The organism is Variovorax sp. PvP013 (assembly GCF_050435945.1).
Taxonomy (GTDB): Bacteria; Pseudomonadota; Gammaproteobacteria; order Burkholderiales; family Burkholderiaceae_C; genus Variovorax.
Genome location: NZ_JBNDLF010000004.1, coordinates 446,652 through 471,585, shown reverse-complemented (window position 1 = coordinate 471,585; position 24,934 = coordinate 446,652). Strand labels below are relative to the sequence as shown.

Annotated in this window: 15 protein-coding genes and 1 CRISPR repeat array; of the genes, 7 read left to right on the top strand and 8 right to left on the bottom strand. The window is 65.4% G+C overall.

What is annotated here, in order from left to right; all coding sequences use genetic code 11:
• On the bottom strand, positions 1–881 hold an 881-nt coding region (locus ABID77_RS14890; RefSeq protein ID WP_429597292.1), incomplete at its 3' end, for an NAD(P) transhydrogenase subunit alpha.
• Positions 882–1,220: 339 nt separating this feature from the next.
• Between ABID77_RS14890 and ABID77_RS14885 the strand changes: the two genes are divergently transcribed.
• Together ABID77_RS14885 and ABID77_RS14880 are read left to right on the top strand one after the other, a co-directional pair.
• Positions 1,221–1,967 carry a response regulator transcription factor gene (locus ABID77_RS14885; protein WP_429597289.1) on the top strand — a complete coding sequence of 249 codons (747 nt, stop codon included), beginning with the start codon at positions 1,221–1,223 and terminating at the stop codon, positions 1,965–1,967.
• A gap of 126 nt (positions 1,968–2,093) precedes the next feature.
• A complete protein-coding gene (locus ABID77_RS14880) occupies positions 2,094–2,609 on the top strand; it encodes an NUDIX hydrolase (protein WP_429597286.1) in 516 nt (171 codons plus the stop codon).
• A 34-nt stretch (positions 2,610–2,643) separates the two neighbouring features.
• On the opposite strand, the gene mnmA is transcribed toward ABID77_RS14880, so the two are convergent.
• Positions 2,644–3,825, bottom strand: a complete 1,182-nt coding sequence (gene mnmA, locus ABID77_RS14875; RefSeq protein WP_429597283.1) for a tRNA 2-thiouridine(34) synthase MnmA — start codon at positions 3,823–3,825, stop codon at positions 2,644–2,646.
• Between the two features lie 161 nt (positions 3,826–3,986).
• On the opposite strand from mnmA, the gene ABID77_RS14870 reads away from it, so the two are divergent.
• The 3 genes from ABID77_RS14870 (at position 3,987) to ABID77_RS14860 (ending at position 7,082) form a co-directional block, all read left to right on the top strand.
• Complete coding sequence (locus ABID77_RS14870; protein WP_429597280.1) at positions 3,987–4,910, top strand: acyl-CoA thioesterase; 924 nt, start codon at positions 3,987–3,989, stop codon at positions 4,908–4,910.
• A 106-nt stretch (positions 4,911–5,016) separates the two neighbouring features.
• Complete coding sequence (locus ABID77_RS14865) at positions 5,017–6,135, top strand: NADH:flavin oxidoreductase/NADH oxidase (protein ID WP_429597277.1); 1,119 nt, start codon at positions 5,017–5,019, stop codon at positions 6,133–6,135.
• Positions 6,136–6,275: 140 nt separating this feature from the next.
• Positions 6,276–7,082 carry a PPK2 family polyphosphate kinase gene (locus tag ABID77_RS14860; protein WP_429597274.1) on the top strand — a complete coding sequence of 269 codons (807 nt, stop codon included), beginning with the start codon at positions 6,276–6,278 and terminating at the stop codon, positions 7,080–7,082.
• 40 nt (positions 7,083–7,122) lie between these two features.
• A CRISPR array of direct repeats spans positions 7,123–15,320; the repeat unit is 28 nt; unit sequence TTTCTGAGCTGCCTATCCGGCAGTGAAC.
• A gap of 129 nt (positions 15,321–15,449) precedes the next feature.
• On the opposite strand, the gene cas6f is transcribed toward ABID77_RS14860, so the two are convergent.
• From cas6f to csy1, 4 genes are read right to left on the bottom strand one after another with little or no spacing between them, the layout of a single operon-like run.
• Positions 15,450–16,013, bottom strand: coding sequence for a type I-F CRISPR-associated endoribonuclease Cas6/Csy4 (cas6f, locus tag ABID77_RS14855; protein ID WP_429597271.1), 564 nt, complete (start codon positions 16,011–16,013; stop codon positions 15,450–15,452).
• Between the two features lie 4 nt (positions 16,014–16,017).
• Positions 16,018–17,154: a type I-F CRISPR-associated protein Csy3 gene (gene csy3, locus ABID77_RS14850; RefSeq protein ID WP_429597268.1), complete on the bottom strand. Its 1,137-nt coding sequence runs from the start codon at positions 17,152–17,154 to the stop codon at positions 16,018–16,020.
• Entirely contained in the window at positions 17,060–18,088 is a 1,029-nt protein-coding gene (csy2, locus tag ABID77_RS14845; RefSeq protein ID WP_429597265.1) for a type I-F CRISPR-associated protein Csy2, read from the bottom strand. The genes csy3 and csy2 overlap by 95 nt, the downstream gene beginning before the upstream one ends.
• Positions 18,078–19,436 carry a type I-F CRISPR-associated protein Csy1 gene (gene csy1 / locus ABID77_RS14840; protein ID WP_429597262.1) on the bottom strand — a complete coding sequence of 453 codons (1,359 nt, stop codon included), beginning with the start codon at positions 19,434–19,436 and terminating at the stop codon, positions 18,078–18,080. Before csy1 ends, csy2 begins: the two co-directional genes overlap by 11 nt.
• 391 nt (positions 19,437–19,827) lie before the next feature.
• On the opposite strand from csy1, the gene ABID77_RS14835 reads away from it, so the two are divergent.
• Complete coding sequence (locus ABID77_RS14835; RefSeq protein WP_429597259.1) at positions 19,828–20,118, top strand: nucleotidyltransferase family protein; 291 nt, start codon at positions 19,828–19,830, stop codon at positions 20,116–20,118.
• The gene (locus ABID77_RS14830; RefSeq protein WP_429597256.1) at positions 20,115–20,510 is read left to right on the top strand and encodes a HepT-like ribonuclease domain-containing protein; all 396 of its coding nucleotides are present in this window, start codon (positions 20,115–20,117) and stop codon (positions 20,508–20,510) included. Before ABID77_RS14835 ends, ABID77_RS14830 begins: the two co-directional genes overlap by 4 nt.
• Here the strand turns inward: ABID77_RS14830 and cas3f are convergent.
• Together cas3f and cas1f are read right to left on the bottom strand one after the other, a co-directional pair.
• Positions 20,494–23,889: a type I-F CRISPR-associated helicase Cas3f gene (gene cas3f, locus ABID77_RS14825; protein ID WP_429597253.1), complete on the bottom strand. Its 3,396-nt coding sequence runs from the start codon at positions 23,887–23,889 to the stop codon at positions 20,494–20,496. The two genes, ABID77_RS14830 and cas3f, sit on opposite strands and share 17 nt — an antisense overlap.
• Positions 23,886–24,896, bottom strand: coding sequence for a type I-F CRISPR-associated endonuclease Cas1f (gene cas1f, locus ABID77_RS14820; protein ID WP_429597250.1), 1,011 nt, complete (start codon positions 24,894–24,896; stop codon positions 23,886–23,888). Before cas1f ends, cas3f begins: the two co-directional genes overlap by 4 nt.
• Between the last annotated feature and the right edge of the window lie 38 nt (positions 24,897–24,934).

Here is a 24,934-nt window from a genome sequence, read left to right as displayed (position 1 = left end):
GCGCCCCGGCCCGCGGCGATGTCGACGATGACCGAGCCGGGCTTCATGGACCGGACCATGGCCTCGGTGACCAGCGTGGGCGCCGCGCGCCCGGGGATGAGCGCGGTGGCGATGACGATGTCGGCCGCCGCCACGCGCTTGGCCACCTCCACCTGCTGGCGCGCGAGCCAGCCCGCGGGCATCGGCCGGGCGTAGCCGCCCACGCCCACGGCGGCCTCGCGCTCCTCGTCGGTCTCGTAGGGCACGTCGATGAACTTCGCCCCCAGCGACTCGACCTGCTCCTTGACGCTCGGGCGCACGTCCGAGGCCTCGATCACCGCGCCCAGGCGCTTGGCCGTGGCGATGGCCTGCAGCCCCGCCACGCCCACGCCCAGGATCACCACCCGGGCGGCCTTCACGGTGCCGGCGGCGGTCATGAGCATCGGGAAGAAGCGCTGGTAGCGCTCGGCCGCGATCATCACGGCCTTGTAGCCGGCGATGTTGGCCTGGGAGGACAGCACGTCCATGCTCTGCGCGCGCGTGGTGCGCGGCGCCGCCTCCAGCGCGAAGGCGGTGACGCCGGCGGTGGCCAGGCGCTGCAGGCCGGCCGTGTCGAACGGCTCGAGCATGCCCACCAGCACGGCGCCGGGCCTGATCAGGGCGAGTTCCGTGTCCGACGGCGGGCGCACCTTGAGGACCACGTCGCAGCCCCAGGCCCCGGCCGTGTCGGTGAGGGTGGCGCCGGCGGCCTCGTAGGCGGCGTCGGTCGCGCTGGCGGCGACGCCCGCGCCCGACTGGATGCGCAGCGCATGACCCTGCGCCACCAGCTTCTTCGCCGTCTCCGGGGTGACGGCCACCCGTGTCTCGCCTTCTGCCGTCTCGGCAGGTACGCCCATGTGCATCAACAATCTCCTCGGACAGCGCCGTGTCCTTGTTCTTCGAACGAGCTTACTCCAACGCCCCCACTCGCCCCATGGGGGTTAGCGCTCGGCGACGGCGCGTCCTACAAATGAGAACAACTGTCAACTAAACGCCTCGCGCATCGGCGAACCGGGTTTCAATCCGCCTCCGATCGGGCCGCAGCACTGGGCTTCGCATGCTTTTCGGGCCTTGTCCGGATGCGCGGCTTCCCACCGTTTGCAACATCGGGACCGATCGGGTTAACATTTGAAACTAGTACTATGGTTTGCATTAACGCCTGTTTGAAGGGCATGCCAAGCCAGCAACGAAGGGATATGAAAATGCGAATTGCAGCCCTTGACGACGAGTCCGGCCAACGCGATCTGATGCGGATGACGATGGAGCGGATGGGGCACGAGTTCCACGGCTACGGCTTCGCCAAGCCGCTGTTGCGCGACCTGCGCCAGCAGAGCTTCGATCTGCTCATCCTGGACTGGACCCTCCCCGACATGTCCGGCCCCGCGGTGGTCAAGCGCATCCGGGACGAGTTCAACAACCGCCTTCCGATCCTCTTCGTGGCCGACCGCCGCGAGGAGGCCGACATGGTCGAAGGCCTCGCGGTGGGCGCCGACGACTTCATGGTCAAGCCGATCCGCACCGCCGAGCTCGAGGCGCGTGTCCATGCCCTGCTCCGGCGTGCCTATCCGGCCCGGCACGACACCGAACTGGCCTTCGGCCCCTACCACTTCCTGCCGCAGCGGCGCATGCTCAAGGTCAACGGCGTGCAGGCCGAACTCAAGCACCGGGAGTACGAGCTGGCGCTGTTCCTGTTCCAGAACATGGGTCGCCTGCTGTCGCGCGAGCACCTGCGCGAAGCCATCTGGGGCATCAGCGACGAGACGTCCTCGCGCTCGCTCGACACCCACGTCTCGCGGCTGCGCACCAAGCTCGACCTGCGGCCGTCGCACGGCTTCCTGCTGTCGGCGATCTACGGCCTGGGCTACCGACTGGAAGCGGTCGATTCCGAGGAGTTCACGGCCCCGCGCCCCGCACCGAGCGCCCGCGCCACTTCGACGCCCACGGCCTGAGGCCCGCGTGCCGGGGCACCGGCGCTACAGTCGCGGCTGTTCCGGCCCCCGCAACGGCCGCCTCGCACCAGCCATCCTCGGTTCGGCGGCGCCAGGTGACCGGCGACCTCACAACCTTTTCGCTCCATGACCGCATCTCGCCCCCGCTGGAAACCCAATGTCACCGTCGCGGCGGTGATCGAACGCGAGGGCCGTTTCCTGCTGGTCGAGGAGCACACCTCGGCCGGACTCAAGCTCAACACGCCCGCCGGCCATCTCGATCCCGGCGAATCGCCGGCCGAGGGCTGCGCGCGCGAGGCGTTGGAGGAGACCGCCCACCGTTTCACGCCGACCGCGCTGGTGGGCGTCTACATGGCGCGCTTCCAGCGACCGGCCGCCCGGCCCGGTACCGACGGCGAACAGGACATTACCTACCTGCGCTTCGCCTTCGCCGGCACGCTGGGCGCGTTCGAGGCCGGCCGCGCGCTCGACGACGGCATCGTGCGCACGCTGTGGATGGACATCGACGAGCTGCGCGCCAGCGTCGAGCGGCATCGCAGCCCGTTGCTGCTGCAGTGCGTGGAGGACTACCTCGCCGGGCAGCGCTATCCGTTGGAACTGATCCACACCGACGTCTCGGTCGCCCTGCCGCCGGCGGCCTGAGCCGGCACGCACGACGCGCTGGACGCCCCGGGATTCAGCGTTCGCCCAGCGGCAGGGCGCGCGAGATCACGCCGCCGCCCAGGCACACCTCGCCGTCGTACACCACCGCCGACTGGCCCGGCGTGACGGCCCACTGCGCGTCGTCGAAGTCGAGCCGGAACGCGCTCGTGCCGTTCGCCTCCGCCTTGGCGTCCGCAGCGTCGTCGTCGCGCAGGCGGCAGGCCGCGTCCATCTGCCGGTAGCGCGACTTGGCCGCGTACGCGCCCGGCGCCGGCGGCGTGCCGGCGACCCAGCTCGCGTCGTCGGCCGTCATCGCGTGCGAGAGCAGCCACGGATGGTCGTGGCCCTGCACCACCCACAGCGTGTTGCGCTCGATGTCCTTGCGCGCGACGAACCACGGCGCGTGCGCGCCCGCGCCGCGCATCCCCTGCGCCTCGATGGCCTTGAGCTCGGCCCCGCGCGCCTTCACGCCGCCGATGCCCAGGCCCTGGCGCTGGCCCAGCGTGTAGAAGCTCAGGCCCTGGTGCTCGCCCAGCGTGCGGCCGCGCTCGTCCTTGATCGGCCCGGGCGCCTTGGCGATGTAGCGGTTGAGGAATTCGCGGAACGGCCGCTCGCCGATGAAGCAGATGCCGGTCGAGTCCTTCTTCCTGGCGTTGGGCAGGCCGATCTCGTCGGCGATGCGCCGCACCTCGGTCTTCCGCAGCTCGCCGACCGGGAACAGCGTCTTCGACAGCTGGGCCTGGTTCAGCCGGTGCAGGAAGTAGCTCTGGTCCTTGGCCGGATCGAGCCCCTTGAGCAGCTGGTGGCGGCCGGTCGCCGCGTCGTGGCGCACCCGGGCGTAGTGACCGGTGGCGATCTTCCCGGCGCCCAGGCGCATCGCGTGGTCGAGGAAGGCCTTGAACTTGATCTCGGCGTTGCACAGGACGTCGGGGTTGGGCGTGCGGCCGGCCTGGTACTCGCGCACGAATTCGGCGAAGACGCGGTCCTTGTAGTCGGCCGCGAAATTGACGTGCTCGATCTCGATGCCCAGCACGTCGGCGACCGCCGCCGCGTCGATGAAGTCGACGTTCGACGAGCAGTACGCGTCGTCGTCGTCGTCCTCCCAGTTCTTCATGAAGATGCCGACCACCTCGTGGCCTTGCCGTTTGAGCAGGTGCGCCGTGACGGCGGAGTCGACCCCGCCGCTCAGGCCCACCACGATGCGCTGCTTTTCCATAGGGCCTGGATTGTCCCCGCCCCGGGCCGCCGGCGCGCGGACGCGGGAATGCCGGCGCACGCGATGCTCGCGGATGCGCGCCCGGACGCGGTACGCGCGACCGGGACAGCGGCGCTTCCGGGTCTTTGCTATGGTGGCCGCAGACTCTTCCCAGCCTCCCGATGAACGACTCCCTTTCCGACGCCGCGCTTCACGCGACCTCCGCCACGCCTCCGGTCCCGCCCACGCCCGCCGCCCTCGTCGACCGCCTGGTCGCGCTGATGCGCCCGGAGCCCCTGGGCGACGACCGCTTCCGCGCGCAGAGCCAGAACATCGGCACGCCGGCCGTCTTCGGCGGCCAGGTGCTCGGCCAGGCCCTGATGGCGGCCAGCCTCACGGTCGAGGCCGAACGGCCAGTGCATTCCATGCACGCCTATTTCCTGCTGCCCGGCGAACACGCGCCCATCGACTACGCGGTCGACCGCGTGCGCGACGGGCGCAGCTTCACGACGCGGCACGTCGTCGCACGCCAGCAGGAGCGCGTGATCTTCGAGATGTCGGCCTCGTTCCAGACCGTGGACGACGGCGTCGAGCATCAGTCGGCGATGCCCGACCGGCCGGCGCCGGAGTCGCTGCGCAGCGACCTGGAGCGCCGCTTCGACCTCGCCGACCGCATGCCCGAGCGCCTGCGCGTGAAGGCGCTGCGCCCGCACGGCCTGGAGTTCCGCAGCGTCGAGGACGACGACCTGCTCGCGCCCGTGCCGCGTGCGCCCGAGCGCTCGGTCTGGATGCGCGCCGTCGCGCCGCTGCCCGACGATCCGGTGATGCACCGCGCGCTGCTCGCCTACGCGTCCGACCACGGTCTGCTCGGCGCGGCGCTGCTGCCCCACGGCCTGAGCTACGCGCAGCCGCGCCTGCGTCTGGCAAGCCTGGACCACGCCATGTGGTTCCATCGCGATTTCCGGCTCGACGACTGGCTGCTCTACGTCATGGACTCGCCCAGCGCCGGCGGCGGTCGCGGCCTGAGTCGGGGCAGCGTGTTCGCCCGCGACGGCCGGCTGGTCGCGTCGATGGTCCAGGAGGGCATGGTGCGCGTGAAGGCTTGAGCGGGACGGCGGCTGCGGCGGCTGCAGTGCGCCCGCGTGCCGCATGGGCGCCTCGTCGGTCCTGCATCGGCTTCTTCTTTTCCCCCTCCTCTTTCACAGGCGCTCCATGAGTCATCTCTTCACCCCCCTCGCCCTCGGCCCGCTGACGCTGGCCAATCGCATCGTCGTCTCGCCGATGTGCCAGTACGCGGTCGAGGACGGCAACGCCTCCGACTGGCACCTGATGCACCTCGGACAGCTGGCCATGTCGGGAGCCGGACTGCTGGTCATCGAGGCCACCGCGGTCGAGGCCGAGGGCCGCATCACGCCCGGCGACCTCGGCCTCTACTCCGACGACAACGAGGCCGCCCTGGCGCGCGTGTTGCGGGCCGTGCGCCGCCATTCGCGCATGCCCATCGCCGTGCAGCTCGGCCACGCCGGGCGCAAGGCGTCGAGCCACGTGCCGTGGGACGGCGGGCAGTCGCTGCGGCCCGACGAGGGCGCCTGGACCACCTCGGCGCCATCGGCGTTGCCGCACGCGCCGGGCGAGCCCGAGCCGCTCGCGCTCGACGCAGCCGGCCTGCAACGCGTGAAGGAGGCCTTCGTGCAGGCCGCGCGGCGCGCCGACGCACTGGGCCTCGACGCCATCGAGTTGCACGCGGCGCACGGCTACCTGCTGCACCAGTTCCTCTCGCCGATCGCCAACCGGCGCGAGGACGCCCACGGCGGCTCGCTGGAGAACCGCATGCGCTTTCCGCTGGAGGTCTTCGAGGCCGTGCGCGCCGCCGTGCCGCAGCGCCTGCCGGTGGGCGTGCGCATCTCGGCCACCGACTGGGTCGAGGGCGGCTGGGACGTCCCGCAGAGCATCGTGTTCGCGCAGGCGCTGGCCGCGCGCGGCTGCGCCTTCGTCGACGTGTCCTCCGGCGGGGTGTCGCCGCTGCAGAAGATCCCGGTCGGCCCGGGCTACCAGGTGCCGCTGGCCGAGCAGGTCAAGGCCGCCGTGCCGGGCCTGCCGACCTTCGCGGTCGGCCTCGTCACCGAGCCGGCGCAGGCCGAGGCCATCGTCGCCGAGGGCCGGGCCGACGCCGTGGCGCTCGGCCGCGCCATGCTCTTCGAGCCGCACTGGCCGTGGCGCGCCGCCATGGAACTGGACGCCCAGGTCGACGTGCCGCCGCAGTACTGGCGCTCGCAGCCGCGCGAGGCGAAGGCGCTGTTCGGCGACGCGGCGCGCATCGGCATGCGCTGAGGCGCGGCGCGGCGAGGCGCGGCGCGGTACGGACGCGGCGACCACCGACGCGGCGCCGGGCCTATCGTCCGCCATGCTCGGCCGGAGGAACCGACCGGTTCCCTCTTCCTCGTTCCCACTGCCTCGAAAGGACGTTTCCCATGACAGGGTTCAGCAAGTACCGCATCGGCGGCAAGGTCCGGCTGCGCGACATCGACCCCGGCGACACGCCGTTCATGAAGGGCGACGAGCGCGACCGGCGCGAGCGGCTCGACGAACTCTCGCAGGAACTCGACGAACTGCAGAACCTGCTGCACGCCGAAGGCCGGCGCAAGCTGCTGCTGGTGCTGCAGGGCACCGACACCAGCGGCAAGGACGGCACCGTGCGCTGGGTGTTCTCGCGCACCTCGCCCCTGGGCGTGCGGGTGGCGGCGTTCAAGGCGCCGTCGATCGACGAGCGCGCGCACGATTTTCTCTGGCGCTGCCACGCCGTCGTGCCGCGCGCCGGCGAGATCGGCGTGTGGAACCGCAGCCACTACGAGGACGTGCTGGTGCCGGTGGTCGACGGCTCGCTCGCCAAGGGCGACCTCAAGCGCCGCTACGACCAGATCAACGACTTCGAGCGCCTGCTGGTGGAGACCGGCACGGTGGTGCTGAAGTGCATGCTGCACATCGGCAAGGACGAGCAGCGCAAGCGCCTGCAGGAGCGCATCGACGACCCGGCCAAGAACTGGAAGTTCAGCCTGGGCGACCTCGACGTGCGCAAGCAGTGGAACGCCTACCAGGACGCCTACGAGAAGGCACTCGACGCCACCTCGACCGAGGCCGCACCCTGGTACGTGATCCCGGCCGACAGCAAGACGCATCGCAACCTGATGATCGCGCGGCTGATGGTCAGGACGATGAAGGAGATGAAGCTGAAGGTGCCGGTGGGGGATGCGGCGTTGAAGGGGTTGGTGGTGAAGTGAAGCTGAAAAGGCTTGCTCGTACGGTCTAAAAAGTTCGTGCTTTCTAAGCTGCTTATCCGGCAGTAAACGTTCGACCAGGTCGAACCTCCCTTAACTCGCATTTTTGAACTGCCTATCCGGCATTGAACGGAACTGGCGGGGTAACGCTTGCGCAGGAGTTTTTCTGAGCTGCCTATCCGGCAGTGAACGCGGCCACGAGTGGCACGTTCAACCCGGGCGATTTCTGAGCTACCTATCCGGCAGTGAACAAGATGCCCTCCCTTGCTTACCGGGGGCGAGATTTCTGAGCTGCCTATCCGGCAGTGAACGCGTCGGTGACGCGTGACGGCCGGACCCGCAATTTTCTGAGCTGCCTATCCGGCAGTGAACGGTCTAGTGCGAGCGCATCACCGCACCATGTATTTTTGAGCTGCCTATTCGGCAGTGAACCGGCCGAATATCGATTCCTGACCGTCGTTCGTTTTCTGAGCTGCCTATCCGGCAGTGAACGTCAGGCCGAACGTCCGCTCGTTGCACTGATATTTCTGAGCTGCCTATCCGGCAGTGAACGCTCATGGCTGTCCCCCTTGGCTGGAAGGAGTTTTCTGAGCTGCCTATCCGGCAGTGAACGTGGTGGTGATCTCGAAGGAGGAGCGCAAGATTTTCTGAGCTGCCTATCCGGCAGTGAACGGCTGACGACGTGGATATCGCGGTTGTCGTAGTTTCTGAGCTGCCTATCCGGCAGTGAACTCACATGATGCGGTACCTCATGCCGCGCCAGATTTTCTGAGCTGCCTATCCGGCAGTGAACATGCCGCAGGCAATCACGGCGACGATGGCAATTTTCTGAGCTGCCTATCCGGCAGTGAACGTGCCAAGAAAAGCGTCGTCATCGGCGCCAAGTTTTCTGAGCTGCCTATCCGGCAGTGAACTCGGAGGAAGGGTCGTCAAGGGTGCTCCTGGTTTTCTGAGCTGCCTATCCGGCAGTGAACTGCTGGTCATCCTGCGCAACCAATTCCAGAACTTTCTGAGCTGCCTATCCGGCAGTGAACGGATCTGGAACATGGTGGGGGTGCGCCGGTACTTTCTGAGCTGCCTATCCGGCAGTGAACGTCGTTGCCGGCAAAACGCACCATGTCCGCGATTTCTGAGCTGCCTATCCGGCAGTGAACCTCGATGGAACGCTGGTCATCCCGGCCGGCAATTTCTGAGCTGCCTATCCGGCAGTGAACCAAGGGAGAGGCTGCCACTCCTTCCAGCCAAGCTTTCTGAGCTGCCTATCCGGCAGTGAACGGATTGGGGCAGGGCTTGCGATATGCGCTCATTTTCTGAGCTGCCTATCTGGCAGTGAACGGAGAACCCCGGCAAGGAGTTCCCCCTGCCCAATTTCTGAGCTGCCTATCCGGCAGTGAACCCTTCGAGGTGGGAATTCGTATACCGGGGATATTTCTGAGCTGCCTATCCGGCAGTGAACATGCCCTTCGACCAGCTGCCGCGCGAACAGCATTTCTGAGCTGCCTATCCGGCAGTGAACGGAACCCGGCCGATTTGCCGGTCAGGGCGGCTTTTCTGAGCTGCCTATTCGGCAGTGAACGCTGAAGGCTGTCAGCCTTGCTGCAGGTTGTATTTCTGAGCTGCCTATCCGGCAGTGAACGTGAATTGGTCGGACGACTATTCCGCCAAGAATTTCTGAGCTGCCTATCCGGCAGTGAACGCGTCGGTGAGCGTGACGGCCGGGCCCGCAATTTTCTGAGCTGCCTATCCGACAGTGAACCCGGGATGCGCTGGCTGCCGAATCCGCATGGATTTCTGAGCTGCCTATCCGGCAGTGAACGTGCGGTTCAAGCAAGGCGGCCGGGACCACGTTTTCTGAGCTGCCTATCCGGCAGTGAACTCATCTTGACGGGGACTTTGGCGGCGGCTTCGTTTCTGAGCTGCCTATCCGGCAGTGAACTAATTCTTGCCGCCCGCACCGACCACCAGGGTTTTCTGAGCTGCCTATCCGGCAGTGAACTCCATATCTGCCGGGTAGGCGTCGGCCCAGAGTTTTCTGAGCTGCCTATCCGGCAGTGAACAATCTCGGTGCCCAGGAACCAGAGCGCGACTTTTTCTGAGCTGCCTATCCGGCAGTGAACCGGCGCTTCGTGCGCGAGACCCTGGCCCTGTCTTTCTGAGCTGCCTATCCGGCAGTGAACAAGGCAATCACCTTGAGGCCTTGCCAGTCGTATTTCTGAGCTGCCTATCCGGCAGTGAACCACCAGGAAGGCGTTGCGCGTGTTCCACCGCTTTTCTGAGCTGCCTATCCGGCAGTGAAATCCCTCACGCACACGGGCGGCACGTTCTTTGATTTCTGAGCTGCCTATCCGGCAGTGAACGACCATACAAAGCCACGCCAGAGCCACGATCATTTCTGAGCTGCCTATCCGGCAGTGAACGGCCGTTGTGGGCGCGACGCCGCATCCCGATATTTCTGAGCTGCCTATCCGGCAGTGAACGCTCTTGCTGACCACCACCGCCAGACCGGTCTTTTCTGAGCTGCCTATCCGGCAGTGAACGTGCGGGCGGCAAGAATTACACGATCCCGGAATTTCTGAGCTGCCTATCCGGCAGTGAACCTCATCGCCCCAACGGTGCAATTCGCCTTTGATTTCTGAGCTGCCTATCCGGCAGTGAACAGATTTTGCGTACCACTAGTAAATCGCTTAGATTTCTGAGCTGCCTATCCGGCAGTGAACCAAGGACACTCCTACAACTGGCGAGGCCTCAATTTCTGAGCTGCCTATCCGGCAGTGAACACCCGCCCAAGGTCCTGCCCGACGGCGTCAAGTTTCTGAGCTGCCTATCCGGCAGTGAACTCCTGGCGTTCGGTTTCTCGGCGCGCCTCTTCTTTCTGAGCTGCCTATCCGGCAGTGAACGTGCAGGCGGATGCTGTCGGCCAGCGCATGCATTTCTGAGCTGCCTATCCGGCAGTGAACCTTCATGCTGCTGGAGCTCGCCCCGACGCTGCTTTCTGAGCTGCCTATCCGGCAGTGAACGAATTGTGCGGCCCGGATTTTTCGCTATGTCTTTTCTGAGCTGCCTATCCGGCAGTGAACGTGCCGGCGGTGACCGGCGACGCGATGTGGCTGTTTCTGAGCTGCCTATCCGGCAGTGAACTCGGACCTCTCCGGCCAGCACAACCCGCCCAATTTCTGAGCTGCCTATCCGGAAGTGAACCGGTGGTGGACCGCCCAATGCCGGGCGAGCGATTTCTGAGCTGCCTATCCGGCAGTGAACGAGCTCGAGGTCGACGATGGCCTCGGATGCCTTTTCTGAGCTGCCTATCCGGCAGTGAACGGTCAGGTCCTGCCAGTCGAACTCGATTTTCTTTTCTGAGCTGCCTATCCGGCAGTGAACGACGCCGCCGCGCTGCGCCAGATCCGCGACGATTTCTGAGCTGCCTATCCGGCAGTGAACGTGTGGCTGTCGGCTCTGCAGTAGTCGCAGAGTTTCTGAGCTGCCTATCCGGCAGTGAACCGAGAGGATCGTCTTCACGGCGTCTCCTTGGTTTTCTGAGCTGCCTATCCGGCAGTGAACAGGAGCAGAGCCGGTGGCGCGCATTGAGCGGCTTTCTGAGCTGCCTATCCGGCAGTGAACGGCCAACTTCGCGCACGAGGCGCAGATCTACGTTTCTGAGCTGCCTATCCGGCAGTGAACAAGAACAGATCATCATTCCCTTCGGCCAGAACTTTCTGAGCTGCCTATCCGGCAGTGAACGCGTACGACCCCGGCGTGACGATCAGCTCGTATTTCTGAGCTGCCTATCCGGCAGTGAACCGCGCAGGGCCGGCATGTCCTGCGGCGCCACGTTTCTGAGCTGCCTATCCGGCAGTGAACTCGAAGGGCATCGGTCCCTGGGACCCGCTCAATTTCTGAGCTGCCTATCCGGCAGTGAACCGCCGACTGCGACCAATACTCGCCCGCACTCATTTCTGAGCTGCCTATCCGGCAGTGAACCTGAGTGGGAAACCTCGGGCGAGATCGGTGCGTTTCTGAGCTGCCTATCCGGCAGTGAACTTCCGTCCCGACCGCGGCGGGGTCTACATCACTTTCTGAGCTGCCTATCCGGCAGTGAACCTTGCTGTCGCTCTCGCGTGGGTTGATGTGCTTTTCTGAGCTGCCTATCCGGCAGTGAACGACCAAGGCCCGATGCGCGCCGAGGTCTATGATTTCTGAGCTGCCTATCCGGCAGTGAACGTATTCGTTCGCGAAGCCTTGCCGCCGGGTCATTTCTGAGCTGCCTATCCGGCAGTGAACCTCGGATGCCGTGGCAGGCCAGGAGCGCAGACTTTCTGAGCTGCCTATCCGGCAGTGAACGAGAGCGGCGAGGGCGTAGGCGCGCATCTGATTTTTCTGAGCTGCCTATCCGGCAGTGAACCATCGCGGGCGCAGTCTGGCGGTGGCTCTGATTTTCTGAGCTGCCTATCCGGCAGTGAACGGCGGCCTTGGCGCGCTCCCAGCGGCTCTCGTTTTCTGAGCTGCCTATCCGGCAGTGAACTCTGTCGGCGACTTCTCTGATAAGACTTCTTTTTTCTGAGCTGCCTATCCGGCAGTGAACCAAAAGCGTCTCCAAGCGCTGCAAGACGCCAATTTCTGAGCTGCCTATCCGGCAGTGAACAGCCAGATCGCCAAGCAAGCCAAGATCACGCCTTTCTGAGCTGCCTATCCGGCAGTGAACGTCCCTGATGATCTTGGCGAACGCTTCGTGCTTTTCTGAGCTGCCTATCCGGCAGTGAACTTGCAGCGCCATCAGCGTTCGCCCGGCCAGTGTTTCTGAGCTGCCTATCCGGCAGTGAACGCCGGCGCGGGGCTGACGGTGAGCGCCTGCGATTTCTGAGCTGCCTATCCGGCAGTGAACTCCAGGGCCTGCTCTCGCGCCTGTCGCAAGGCTTTCTGAGCTGCCTATCCGGCAGTGAACGCCGCCACAGCGTCAGCCCTTCTGCGTGGCAATTTCTGAGCTGCCTATCCGGCAGTGAACCTGGAGTTCGACTTCATCGAGCGCAACGCGAATTTCTGAGCTGCCTATCCGGCAGTGAACCGGCGGCCTGGGCGACGAGTCAGCTGCGCGAATTTCTGAGCTGCCTATCCGGCAGTGAACGCCGCGACGCCGCCGGGCCACGTCGTGCGGACTTTCTGAGCTGCCTATCCGGCAGTGAACGGGACATGCACCGACACGTGGTCGGCCATCACTTTCTGAGCTGCCTATCCGGCAGTGAACTCCAGGGCCTGCTCTCGCGCCTGTCGCAGGGCTTTCTGAGCTGCCTATCCGGCAGTGAACCGCTTGTCCAGCGCGTCCGGCTGCATCGTGTATTTCTGAGCTGCCTATCCGGCAGTGAACGGAAACGGTCGCCGGTCCGCTGGCAAAACTTGATTTCTGAGCTGCCTATCCGGCAGTGAACCGATGCCGGCAACCTGGCGCATGTCGTGCCGCTTTCTGAGCTGCCTATCCGGCAGTGAACGACTTCGACCGCGACCTCGACCTGCTCTGCGATTTCTGAGCTGCCTATCCGGCAGTGAACCTGCCCATCTGGACCGTGTACCGGCATCCGAATTTCTGAGCTGCCTATCCGGCAGTGAACGTGACGCCGGACTATGAGCTGCCCGCGGACGTTTTCTGAGCTGCCTATCCGGCAGTGAACTGCGCCTGAAAATGTGGACCGCGCTTCAGTACTTTCTGAGCTGCCTATCCGGCAGTGAACTTTTCGGCCGGCAGGGCTCCACTGGCGGGGGATTTCTGAGCTGCCTATCCGGCAGTGAACGGTGCTCTGGTCTTCGATGCCCGCCTGCAGCCTTTCTGAGCTGCCTATCCGGCAGTGAACGATGCAGCAGCGATCGAGGCGTCGGGCCCGCCTTTCTGAGCTGCCTATCCGGCAGTGAACTTGGGCTCAGGGGCTGGAGCTGCCTGCGGGGATTTCTGAGCTGCCTATCCGGCAGTGAACGCGGTATTCGTTGATGATGCGGATCACCGAGATTTCTGAGCTGCCTATCCGGCAGTGAACGGGTCGAATTACCCCGTGGGCACCACGATTCAGTTTCTGAGCTGCCTATCCGGCAGTGAACGACGCCGAACTGGAAAACGCGACCCTGGACATTTTCTGAGCTGCCTATCCGGCAGTGAACGTCTCGGTCGTCAGCTTCGCGCGCTCGGCGTTTTTCTGAGCTGCCTATCCGGCAGTGAACCGTGAGCACGGGGATGCCGATCGACGGCAGCATTTCTGAGCTGCCTATCCGGCAGTGAACGGCGTGGTCATGGTGGGCCCGACGCGCGTGCCTTTCTGAGCTGCCTATCCGGCAGTGAACTGCACGTAGTTGAAGGACGGCAGCTCGTTGACTTTCTGAGCTGCCTATCCGGCAGTGAACGTCGCAGAGAGCACGACGACCACGGGCACCGGTTTCTGAGCTGCCTATCCGGCAGTGAACAGCCAGGCGTAGTTCGCGTCCGCCAGCTTGACTTTCTGAGCTGCCTATCCGGCAGTGAACCCTGAATCCCGGTGACCGACCGGGGGCGGGTATTTCTGAGCTGCCTATCCGGCAGTGAACGTGACGGACGCCCTTCCGGATCTGCTGGCAATTTTCTGAGCTGCCTATCCGGCAGTGAACGGCAAGCCCACGCCCGCCGAGCGCATCGAAGCTTTCTGAGCTGCCTATCCGGCAGTGAACATGACGCTGGGCGCCTACGCGGCGACGCAAGATTTCTGAGCTGCCTATCTGGCAGTGAACGCAGCGCGCGAGCGCGCCGCCCCCTCCCAGTCTTTCTGAGCTGCCTATCCGGCAGTGAACGGCCTGTACTGGCCGATGTCCGCGCCCAGCATTTTCTGAGCTGCCTATCCGGCAGTGAACAGGTAGTCGCACACCGAGAGGATGCAGCTGATTTTCTGAGCTGCCTATCCGGCAGTGAACGCCTTGATCGAGGCCTTGAGGTCGTTGCTGGCTTTCTGAGCTGCCTATCCGGCAGTGAACCTCGCTCGGCTTGACGACACCCATGCTGAGCATTTCTGAGCTGCCTATCCGGCAGTGAACCCAGGCAGCGTGAATTGGCCTGCGTGCTCGAATTTCTGAGCTGCCTATCCGGCAGTGAACCTGCAACGCCGCGCAGAGCTACAGCAACGTCTTTTCTGAGCTGCCTATCCGGCAGTGAACGTCTGCATGGCGGTCGTTTTGCCGTTCAAGGCTTTCTGAGCTGCCTATCCGGCAGTGAACATGTGAGGGGGCGGCACTGCGAATGCCTGCTTTTTCTGAGCTGCCTATCCGGCAGTGAACCGACGGCGGCGGCCAGCCGCTGCTCTTCGACTTTTCTGAGCTGCCTATCCGGCAGTGAACCTGACGGTCCGCGAGTCGGTCGACTGCGGGATTTTCTGAGCTGCCTATCCGGCAGTGAACCCTAAGCTGGCTGGCGGTGTGGCCGTCGCATATTTCTGAGCTGCCTATCCGGCAGTGAACAGCACCGCGACCACGTGCTGGCGATCGGCGACTTTCTGAGCTGCCTATCCGGCAGTGAACTCGCTCCCGTGACGGTCCCGGCATGATTCAAATTTCTGAGCTGCCTATCCGGCAGTGAACCTTGTGCGCGGCGGTCGCCATGATCGGCCCGATTTCTGAGCTGCCTATCCGGCAGTGAACGATGGGTAGTAGCCGAACGGCTTGCCAGGCAATTTCTGAGCTGCCTATCCGGCAGTGAACTGAGTGTCGGCTCCATGGTCAGTACGGGCGCATTTCTGAGCTGCCTATCCGGCAGTGAACTCAGCGGCGACCAGACGCACCCGACCGAAGTCTTTCTGAGCTGCCTATCCGGCAGTGAACGCGCAGCACTACCACTTCAAAAAAGCGCGTGATTTCTGAGCTGCCTATCCGGCAGTGAACGACGACGATGGCGTGCTCGAGATCAAGACCATTTTCTGAGCTGCCTATCCGGCAGTGAACCCTCGCAGGGTTCGCGCAGCACGAACGTCGGCTTTCTGAGCTGCCTATCCGGCAGTGAACCATGGCCGCGCGCTCGAAACGGTTCTCGAACATTTCTGAGCTGCCTATCCGGCAGTGAACTACCGGCTCTATCCCGGGGCCAATGTGCTCACTTTCTGAGCTGCCTATCCGGCAGTGAACACGGACTGGGTGTTCAAGGAAGGGGCGCGCTCTTTCTGAGCTGCCTATCCGGCAGTGAACCCGAGGCGCGCTTGCTCGACCGCGTCCTGATTTTTCTGAGCTGCCTATCCGGCAGTGAACTAGCCCAACTCTCGCCTAAGTTCTTGATTCCAGGCTCAAAAGTCGATGACCCCTTGTTGACGCCATTTTCCGAAGAACCGTCGTAAGCCCTTGTTTTGAAAGCACTTTTCCAGATCGCCAAGAAAAGGGTCAGAACCAGGGAATTGTGGAGGACGTACTGAGGCCATAGGTACTGAAGGAACCGACGGTCGCGGCCTCCTGCAACGCACCATGGCGGATGAACAACCTGAACATTTGATTCGTGCTCTGGCTGCGCAGGTGGATGTAGGGCAAGTCCAGCCGCTCGGCGGCGGTATCGGGCACGCGCGCCAGCGCTTGGTCGGCATCCAGACCATGCCGGCGCATCTGGCGTCGACGAAGACGATCGAGGCTGCTCTTGGCCTGCACGCGACTCACCACGCGGTGCGCCGTTCCGGATGGCACCGACAGCACCGACGTGACCTGCAGGTGATCACGCATCCCACCCAGCCAGGACGTGGCCATCAAGTGGGTCAGATCGACATCGCTGCCGTGGAGACGGAGGCGGTCGCCCAGCCATTGCCGCTCTGTCTGGACCGCGGGAAAGCTGATGCCGATGTGCTCGCTGCGCCGCGCCACCAATGCCAGATGAAGCTTGCCGAACAAGGCGGCCATGAGATGGGTGGGAGCCGACTCGGGATCGGGCCGCAGCGTCAGGTCGAGGTAATGGTCCATAGCCTCAGTCCTTGCCGGAATCACCGAACACGCCGCCGCGCACCAGATTGGCGATCACGTAATGCTGCTGCTCCGGTGCCGGCACCTGATCCTTCAGGACCCAGGCATCGAACAACGAATAGAAGTCCATCTTCGCCTTGGGTTGACGGTAGGCCTTGCCTTGCGAGGTGACCGAGCCATAGGGCTCGACGGCGATGGGACCCTGTCCCGATTCCTCGGGATACCAAGTGTCCACGGTGCGCAGCGCGTTGCCGATCTTCTGAGAGTGCATGGCGGCGACCTTGCTCACGTCGTACAGCGTCTTGCTCTTGTCGCCGCGACCGCGGTCCAGGATCAACTCCTGCGACGGAAACACCTCCTGCCCTTCCCCCAGGCGCGCGAAGGCCGTGACTTCCAGCAGCACATGGTGGCTGCCCGCCAGCCCCCCGGCGATCAACGCCGCCACTTCCGCGAGCGGGCCGGATGGCGCCTCGAACGCGCGCAGCGAGAGCTGCAGCGCGTCGAAGGTCCAGCGCTTGGCCGCGACGCCGTCGACCAGATGCGCGATCTGCACCTGCACCTGCTCGGCGCCCGCGCGGTTGCGCCACAGGAATCGGGCGTTGGCCAGGTTGGCGGCGTAGCGGCTCGCCAACTCGGCGAAGCCGTGGGTCGTGGCATAGCCCTTCACCATGTCCAGCAGCTTCACGCGGTAGTCGGCTTCGTTGCAGGCCGATGGCGTGCCGGTACCGCCCAGCACGCGCAACGTGAATCGCACGCGCAGAGTGTCGGCGCCGGCTGGCAGCGTGGCGACGTCCACGGTCTGCAGGTTGGGGTTCTCGATGGCCGCATCGAGTTTGACCGGGTCCTGTTCCTTGGTCTTGAGGCGGTTGGAGATGGTGCCGCGCACCGATTTCTCGCGAATGGCAATCGGCGCCCAGCCTTCGGCGGCATCGCGCGCAGTCCACAGGCCGGAGGCCATCAGCGCGTCCGAGGGATCGAGCTTGCGTTCGAAGGCGAGGACGGAAGCGGTCTTGAGGTTGTTGGTGGCCATGATGATTCCTTCTGATTCAGACAAGGGGTTCGATGTCGGCCGCAGGCACACGCGTGCTGCCGAAGGGATTGACGCAGCGGTACAGGCCGCTGTCCAGGTCATGGTGGGCATGCCAGAGCAGATCGGCGGGCGCCTTCAGCCGGTGCGGGCTGACCCACTGGCCCATCGAGTAGAGGCTTTCGACGAAGCGCAGCGGCGTCTCGCGGTCGCGTGCGCCGGCCACGGCGCCGGCGGGGTGCAGGTCCGACAGCGCGCCGTAGCCCACCGGGATGGGCACGATCCAGCCCGGCGGGCGTTGAGCCGTCCATTCGACCTGCTCGGTGTCTCGGCCCGTGGCCAGGTCGATGGTGGTGCGGCGCTCGGCACGGTAGTTCAGGCGCGACAGGTCCAACCAGGCGTCCAGCGCGCTGGCCCCCGGCAGGGTCTGGCGCATGGCGGCCAGGCGCTCGGCCAGGAGATCGTCGCGCGAGACCAGGGAGAAGCCCGGCAGCCAGCGCCTGCGCACGTCGCGGAACAGCTTGCGCTGCTCGTCCGCGCCGTAGTCGAAGCGCATCAGGCGAGGCTTCAGCTGCCCGGCTGGCAGGCCGCGCAGCGATGGCATGACGCTGCCACCCGCCAAGCGCATGCCGGCCACCAGGTCACCCACGGCGTCCGCCATGCGCTGCTCGCGTTCGCCATCGCCTGGTGCGAAGTCTCCGAGGAACTGCACGCCGAAGACCAGCGTCACCTCCAGATGAATGCGGCCTTCTTCGACGATGGCGGCGGTGCCGCCGTCGCTGCCGACCGGGTTGCGCGTGAGATGGAAGGCATGCGTGAACCCGCCACGCGTGGCCTGGGCCTGGAAGTCGTGGCACACCACGCCCACCGAGACCAGCCCCCAGCCGAAGTCCTGGGGCAGCTTGCGTTCCAGCGCCTGCATCAGGCCCAGGAAGGCCGTCATGGACGGGAAGCCCCAGGTCAGCGGACTGGAGATGGCGTTGGCGTTCTGGATGCGCAGGCGCGGGAGGACGAGCAGAGCGTCGATGGGGGGTGCTTCAGTCGCCACCGAGGTCTCCCTTCATCGCTTCGAGCTTCTCCATGCGGCGCCGCATCTGATCGAGCTGCCACAGGAATTCCTGCTCGTTCTTGAACTCCTTGGCCCAGTGACGGTCTTCGGCACCGCCCATCGGCAGGCCGGTGGCCTTGCTCAGGCGCTCGTTGAGCCACTTGGCAAAGTCGTCGTAGACGCCTTGCACCCATCGCATGGACCGCCACTGCTTGGCGAAATCTTCGTCTTCCAACCCGCGCCCGGGGTCGAGCCAGAGTTGCTGGTGCGCCAGCAGGTGGCAGTCGTCAGCGGCCGTCCAGCCCGGCTGGAAGTTTTGCTGCACCAGGCTGCCGTAGTGCAGCAGCTCGTCGATGAGCTGGTCAGTCCAGTCATCGCGGCTGTTGCGGGTCTCGAAGGTCTTGTCAAGATCGGTCTTCAGGAAAGCCGCCAGCTCGCGCACCAGGCGCCGCACCTCGCGCTGGCGCCCGAAGGCGTGCATCGCGTTCTCGATGCGCAGTGGCGCCGGCAGATCGCTGATTTCCCACAGCGGGGGCAGCGAGGCCAGCAGGTAGTTGCTACCGCCCCGCTCGCTGTTGAGCTGGCTGATGTTCTGCGGCTTGGTGCCGCCAAGCTTCTGCACCGCCAGATGCGGGTATTCGTGTACCGGCGTCTCGCTGAAGCTGCCCTCGCGTCGGGCCTGGCGTGCAGCCTTGGCCGGTTCGCCGAAGCGGTCTGCGTTGATCGTCTGAAAAGCGGCGTGCGCCAACGAGCTGGCGTAGAGCGGTGCCAGCAGGTGGTAGTTGGCGTTGTCGCGCGGGTCCTCTCCCACCAGCCAATAGAGCTGCTTGGCCTGGGTGTGCGAGGCCGTTTTGCCACGCGGCCGGGCGATGCCCGTGAAGGCATCGACCCACGCCTGGGCCTGAGCGCTGTCGTCGCTGAGCGCGGCCAGCACGTCAGGGTCGCCGGTCCGCATCCAGTCCAGCAGGGTCCGACCTTCATGCGCAATGCGCAGGAACTTGTAGACGTCGAGTGCGGCGGCGTTGCCCACCACGTCGCCAGCGAAGTCGTCGGCCAGGCAATGGCTGCCGACCGAAGGGTGTTGCACCAGTTCCGCAGGCGGCCGGTACAGGCTGGTGCCGCGCGCGTCAGGGTGCATGGCCTTCAGCGCATGCGTCACGGCCTGGATCTGGCTGGCGCGGCGGGCCGCGTCGTCGACCCAGGTCTTGAACTCGAATTGCGCCAGCAAGGCTTGGCGCTTGAGGTCATCGGGCGGCAGCGGCTTCAGTTTGGTGTCGAGACGCTCCTGGAGGAAGCGTTCGATGGCCGAGCGAAGGGCTGCCGACCTCTCGGGGGAGGCTGGGGGCATGTCAATTCCTTGATTGAGAACGGGATCGCAGTCCATAAAATGCCCCGGCGCACTGCGGTCGTCGGGGCGGTTGAAGCCGGAGCTCTTCCGGCCTCAAACTCTTCTGCGGAAGCGAGAGCTACTCACGATGACCTCCTTTCTTTGTTTGTCGACGGGGTTGGAAATCCAGGCTTGCCGGCCTGGAGCGTGCGTCGGGCAATGGGTGAGGCGCTTGCCTCACCCATTCTTGTTGAAAGCAATCAGTTTCCCGAACCATATCGGCATGAAGTTATGAGGATGATTGAAGGAGCATCTGATACAGGTCGATGAACGAGTGTACTGCCGCATAGGCAGCTCAGCAAATATCCGCCTGCAGTTCAGAGGCCGACCCACTGCCGCGTAGGCAGCATCTATGAAGCCATCTATTCCTTTTGAACAGAAGCGCCAGGACATCCGCCGGATCGCCAGCCACTTTCCGGTGGCGAATCCGCGTGTGTTCGGCTCGGTCCTGCATGGGGACGACACCGACGGCAGCGACCTCGATCTGCTCGTGGACGCTTTGCCCGGGACCACGCTGTTCGACCTGAGCGGATTGCAGGTCGAGCTGGAGGATCTGCTGGGCGTGCATGTCGACGTGCGCACACCTAAAGACCTTCACCCGAAGTTCCGCAGCGTCGTGCTGGCCGAGGCGCAACCGGTATGAAGCACACGCTGCGGCTGGCGGACTACATCGATCACATGCAGCAAGCGGCCGCCCAAGCCATCGGCTTCGTCGAGCGCATGGACAAAGCCGCCTTCCTTGGCGACCCTCGCACACAGAGCGCCGTTGTCTACAAGCTGCTGGTATTGGGCGAGGCCGCAGGCAATGTGCTGTCCCACCATGCGACGTTTGCCGCACAGCACGTCGACATTCCTTGGCGCACCATCCGCGCGACGCGCAACCGTGTGGCGCACGGCTACTTCGACCTCAATCTGGATGTGGTCTGGGACACGGTGCAGACGGCGTTACCGCAACTCCTGACGCTGTTGCCAAAAGTTCAGGATGCCGCCAAGCGCCCTATGGCAGAGGGTGATCCCCCTACCGCCGCTTCGTAAACCCCAGCGCCGGGTGAAAACGCCAGCCCCGGTCGTGCTCCGGTAGCGTGACTTGGCCATACCGCCGTGCGCACACCTGCAACGGCATGTCGAGCGCCGCCGCGAGTTCGGCCAGCGTCTGCAGATAGTCCGGCGCATTCCAGGGCGTGATGCGCTCGCCGGTGACGGCCGCGTCCGGAATTCGTTCCAGCTTGCTGTCGTATTCGACATAGAGCGTCTCGCGCCTGGCTTCTGGCTTGTCCTCCAGGATATGCAGGACGAAACGCTCGCCCTCTTCATCGGGCAACAGGCAGGCTTCCTTCTGCGGGCCGTCATTCTGGCGAAACGGCTGCTGCTGTTGCAGCACGGCCGCCAGCAAGGCGTCCTGCCGGGCCAGGGTCCACCAATGGTGGGCGAACATATCTTTCGGGGCGTCCGCTCCCGAGCGGCTGTTGCTGCGGCGTCCGGGCGCAGGGGACGCGACGGCAACCGGCGGCACGGACTGCATCGTGTCCCGCAGCCGCGTGTGCTCCAGGTCGACGAGGCTGGCATCGGGCCGCAGCGCGGCCTGCGGCAGGATGCGCGGCCGGGCGTCGACGACGTCGCGTTCGCTGGCGCGCAGCAGTTCGCCCAAGGACTTGCGCGGCAGGCACTGGCTGGCGGTCTCGAAACCCGGCCGCATGTACGCCGGCTGGTCCGGTCGCAGCCAGAAGCGCAGGTTGTGGTCCAGCACGATCAGGTTCGGCACCGTGCATTCACGCAGCGGCCGGTGTCGCCACACGCGGCCCGCCAGCTGGATCAGCGAGCGCATGGACGAAGGCTCGACCACGGCCCAGTCGTAGTCATGGTCGCGGCCGACTTCGGTGACCGGGCTGCCGAGCACCACGAAGACGTGGTCGTCCTCGCCCCGCATGTCGAGTCGCGCGCGCACCTCGGGCAGACGGAATACCGCTTCCGCGTCGCGGCGGTCCAGCGCCCGGTCCAGCACGCGCTCGATGGCCGAGCGGAGCAGCAAGGGCGTGCGCGAGTGGTAGACGCACAGGTGCACACGCAGGCCGGCCGGCGCGCCCAGCCGGTACAGGGCCAGCGCCACCTCGACCAGCGGCTCGATGTTGGCCATGCGCACCAAGCCAAAGCTCACGCGCTTTCCCGTCATGTGATCGCGACCATGGTGCCGCTGGTGCAGCGTGGTCACGGCTTCGCGGATGCGCTGCGCTGCATGGGTTGGCAGATCAGCCGCTTTGCCGGCGTGCGTGAACGGCAGCAATTCGGCGCGGCGGCGCAACAGCCCCTTGGCCAGTTGCACGTGGCGCTGCCGCACGAAGCCGAGGTGGGCCTGTGCGAAGCCCGCGGCGTCACCACTGTCGCTGCGCTGCTGGTCGAACTCGTCGATCCACGCACAGGCCACGGGCGCCGCCTCGCCGGGCCGCAGCCCGCGGTTGCGGGCGTACAGGCTGCGACCGTCCTGGTAGGCCTCGAACATGCCCTGCACCAGTGCCGGCGGCAGCGTGGCCGACGAGATGAGCACGCGGGCGCCCAGCAGGCCGGCCCAATGCACCAGCCGGGCCACGGCCGGCAGGTCGGCGATGTCGAAATCGTCCAGTTCGTCGAGCACCAAGTCGCTGCTCATCAGTCGCAGCATGGGCGCGATCTGCCGGCCGCCGCGCTGGCTCTCAGTGGCAGGCGTCAGGTGGTCGATGGTGCAGACCAGCACGGGCGCCGCCAGCAGCTTGCGCATGGCAGGGTCATGCATGGCCTTGGCCAGCAAGGGATGGCCGTCGGTGTTGCCTTCGAAGAACACGCCGCCATCGTCGCGGTCGCCGACTTCGTCGAGCAGCGCTTGGCGGGAGGCGGAGCCCGTGGCCTCTGCTTGTGCGAGCTGGTATTCGAACAGCTCTCGACTGGGCGCACCGCCCACGCGGATCGCCACGACCTCGTCGCCCAACCGCACGTCATCACGGTAGACGCGTCCGGTCTGCAAAGTCAGCGTGCGCAGGCCCAGCGCAAAGCTGCAGCGCATGCCTTGCTGCGCGTCGGCCAGCGCATACATGACCCGCGCATTGGCCAGCGTCTTGCCGCAGCCGGTGGACGCCATGTTGACGATGAAGGCGCCGCCTGCAGCCGCAGCCGTGCGCATGCCGGCGGCCAGGTCGGCCGCCTTGTCCTGCCAGCGAAAACGCGCATCGTCGCTGCGCCGTTTCAGGCCCTTGTGGCGGGCCAGGCGCGGCAGGTGCAACTCGAAGCGCGGCAGTGCGTGGCACAACTCGGCGCAGTGGCGGGTCACGCCGACCAAGTGCTCGTCCAGCGTCTGGTTGACGACGCGTCGGCCATCGCCGTCCGTGCGCGTGTTGGCCACCAGCGGATAGCCCTTTTCGCCGCGCACGCGCCTCGCGTCCTTCGGGTCGGTCAGGCTCGAGTAGTGATGGTCGGCCAGCATCAGTGCCAGGCGTGACACGTGCATCACGTACGGGTTGGCCAGCCAGTCTCCTTTGCCGGGCTGCTGGCATAGCGAGGCCAGTCGCTTGGCCACGCGGACGGCGCGCTCGCGCCAAGCCGCGGTGGTGACGGGCAGCCCATGCGGAAACTCCCAGTACGGCGCGATCCGTTCCCGGGCGGTCTCCGTGCACTGCTCGTTCCAGCCGGCATCGACCTGGGCCAGCAGACCGGTTAGGTCATCGGGGTTCAAAGCATCGAGCTTCTTGCCCAGCCAAGCACCATCGGCGCGTGGCTTGACCGGCAGCCGGTGGTGCGTCAGCACGAGCCAGGCCACGGCCTGCGCCAGCGGCGGCAACACGGTGAAGGGTTTGTCGCATGCGGTGCCCATGCCATCGCACTGCAGTCGGCCAAGCCAGTGGGCATCGTCCTGCGCGCCGGGCGTGGCCAACCGCGCGAGCCAGGTGGCATCGTCGTCGCGGCCGACGAAGGCCTGGAACAGCCGCACCGACACCCATTCGTGGCGGTACAGGTTGCGCGTCGGCGGGCCTTGGCCCTGCAGGCGCTGCTGGAATGCGGCCGTGGCCTTGCCTAGGTCGTGCAACAGCGCGGCCAGTGTGCCGAGCAGATGGATGTCCTCCCCCGTCCGCCAGTCGTTCTCGTCCCGCGCGCGCAGCACGTTGCGCGTGGTGGTGTTCGTGGGCACGGCGCCTTCGGCGTTGAAGCGGCCGGCATCGCCGACGATCCACATCAGTTCGCTGTGATCCAGTCCGCGGATCCAGTGGCAGGCCACGGCGGTGTTCTTGCGCGCGGTCCTGCGCAGCAGGCGGCGCAGGGTGTCTAGGCCATCTTTCGTGATGGGCGTCTGCCAGGTGCGGTCGCCGCGACGTTCGGCGAACTGGTCGAGGATGCGGCGCGTCTCGGTCAGCGCACGCTTGTCGCATTGCGCGATCAGCAGGATGTTCATGCGATCGGGTCTTGCGTCGGAGGGGTCGCGGCCTGCGCCGAACGTCCCGTTCGCTCGGCCACGGCTTTCACGGTGTCGATCATGAAGTCCAGCGCCTCGCTGCGCGTGAGGCTCTCGATGCAGGCGCGGCGGAAGTCCTGCTCCTCGTCGCCGCGCACCGCCGCGACGAAGGCCAGGGGCAGGATGGTGGCATCCTTCACCAGGTCGGCCACGTCGAACACCAGGCCGCCGCGGCGCGTCTTGCCGTGCAGGACGGCCAGTCCATGTGGCAGGCCCAGCACCCAGGTGGCGGTGGCGCCAAGCCCGTAAGCGAGGTAGTTGCCGTGGTCCAGGAAGCGGTTGGCCGGATCCCCGCTCTCTCCGCGTCGGGCACGCGTGAATTCGCCGTACTTCGTGGCTTGGGCCGCCAGCTTGAAGAGGTGCTTGCTCAGGCGCGCCTCCTCGGTCAGCAGGTGCGTGTTGTCGGGTGCCGCGTCGATGTGACGCAGGGAAGCGGTCAGCGCGGCCTCCAGCGCTTGCGGATCCACCGAGAAGCCCGCGTCTTTCAGTGCCCGGTTCTTCAACCACTGCGTGTGGATGCGTTCCAGCCGTGCCCGCTGGAAGGCCTTGGCCGCCGCCAACCGCAACGCATCGTCGAACCAGAAGCGCACCCAGTGCTGCAGGTACTCGGTGGGCCTGTATTCGCTCTGCGGCGTGAGCCACGCGACCTCGACATCGACCTCGTTGGCACTGAAGAGCGGCGTTCCGCCACCGCCGCAGAAACCCACTAGTACACCGGCCTTGGCCAGCTCGCGCATCGCCGCCTGAGTGAGGGAAGTGCCCGTCCCCAGCAGCAGCGTGGTGGTGTTGGCGATCGGGATGTTCCAGTAGAGGGAATGCTTGCCCTCGTCGGTCACGTACTCGACGCGCCCACCATTCACCAGGACCCGGCAGTGTTCCAGGTAGTACAGGTTGGCACGCTTGGAATGCAGGATGGTCTTGAGATCGGAGGGACTGAAATCTTCCACGAAGGCCTCGCATCGACATCGAACGATGACAAGCATTC